The organism is Kineococcus vitellinus (genome assembly GCF_009906315.1).
Classification (GTDB): Bacteria; Actinomycetota; Actinomycetes; order Actinomycetales; family Kineococcaceae; genus Kineococcus; species Kineococcus vitellinus.
The window spans coordinates 1-1,198 of sequence record NZ_JAAALL010000562.1 but is presented as its reverse complement, the minus strand read 5'-3'; the positions used below and the strand labels follow the sequence as shown (position 1 = coordinate 1,198).

Annotated in this window: 1 protein-coding gene; it reads left to right on the top strand. The window is 78.5% G+C overall.

All coding sequences use genetic code 11. The features are described from left to right. Positions 1–42 precede the first annotated feature (42 nt). Positions 43–1,170, top strand: a complete 1,128-nt coding sequence (locus GTQ99_RS23410; protein ID WP_166618042.1) for an FAD-dependent oxidoreductase — start codon at positions 43–45, stop codon at positions 1,168–1,170. The last annotated feature ends 28 nt before the right edge of the window (positions 1,171–1,198 follow it).

Here is a 1,198-nt window from a genome sequence, read left to right as displayed (position 1 = left end):
GGCCGGGACCGGGGCGGGGTGGGGGCGAGGGAGACTGGCGCCGTGACCCCCGTCCGCTTCCTCGTCGTGGGCGCCGGCCTGGCGGGCGCCTCGGCGGCCTGGCGGCTGGCCCAGCGCGGCCACGAGGTCGTGCTCGTGGAGCGCGGCGAACCGGCCGGCGCGCAGGGCAGTTCGCACGGCTCGGCGCGCATCCTGCGCTACGCCTACGCCGAGCGCACCTACGTCGAGCTGCTGCTGGCCGCCGAGCCGGGCTGGGCGGAGCTGGAGGAGCTGCACGGCGCCCCGCTCGTGCGGCGCACCGGAGCCCTCGACCTCGGGGCCGGCCGCGACCCGCACGCCCTGGCCGCGGTCCTGGCCGCGGCGGGGGTCGAGCACGCGCTCGTCCCGCGCTCGCGCGCCCGCGAGCGCTGGCCCGGCATCGCGGTCGACTCCGACGTGCTCTACCACCCCGCCGGCGGGGTGCTCGACGCGGAGTCGACCGTGCACGCCATGGTCGCCGCCGCCCGGGCCCACGGCGCGCAGGTGCTCACCGGCTGGCCGTTGCGGCGCCTGGAGCGCACCCGCTCGGGGTTCACCGCGCACGCCGAGGACGGCCGCACCCTGGGCGCGCAGCGCGTCGTCGTCGCCGCCGGCGGGTGGCTGCCGGACCTGCTGGGCGCCCTGGAGCTGCCGCGGGCGTTCCTCGACGCGCTCCCGCCGCTGCAGGTGCGCGAGGAGAACGCGTTCCACTTCCCCTACCGCGAGGACGCCGCCCCGGGCGAGCGGTGGCCGACGATCATCCACGAACCCGCCGGGACGAGCGTGTACGCGCTGCCCGGCGGGCGGGACGCGGGCTTCCGCGGGCAGAAGGTCGCCGTCTACGACGGCGGTCGCGTCCTGCCGTCCGCGGCCGCCCGCACCGGCCTGATCGACCCGGCCAACCGCGCGCGGGTCGTCGAGCACGTGCGCCGCTACCTGCCGGGGCTGGTGCCCGAGCCGTACGCGGAGACGACGTGCCTGTTCACGAGCACCCCGACCGAGGACTTCGTCGTCGACGGGGTGGACGGGGTGACGGTGCTGTCGCCGTGCTCGGGGCACGGGGCGAAGTTCGCGCCGGTGCTCGGCGTGCTCGCCGCGGACGCCGCGCTGGGGACCGGTGCGGTCCCCAGCGCGTTCCGCGTCCGCCGCTGAACCCGGGGGTTCAGCGGCGGACGCGGAA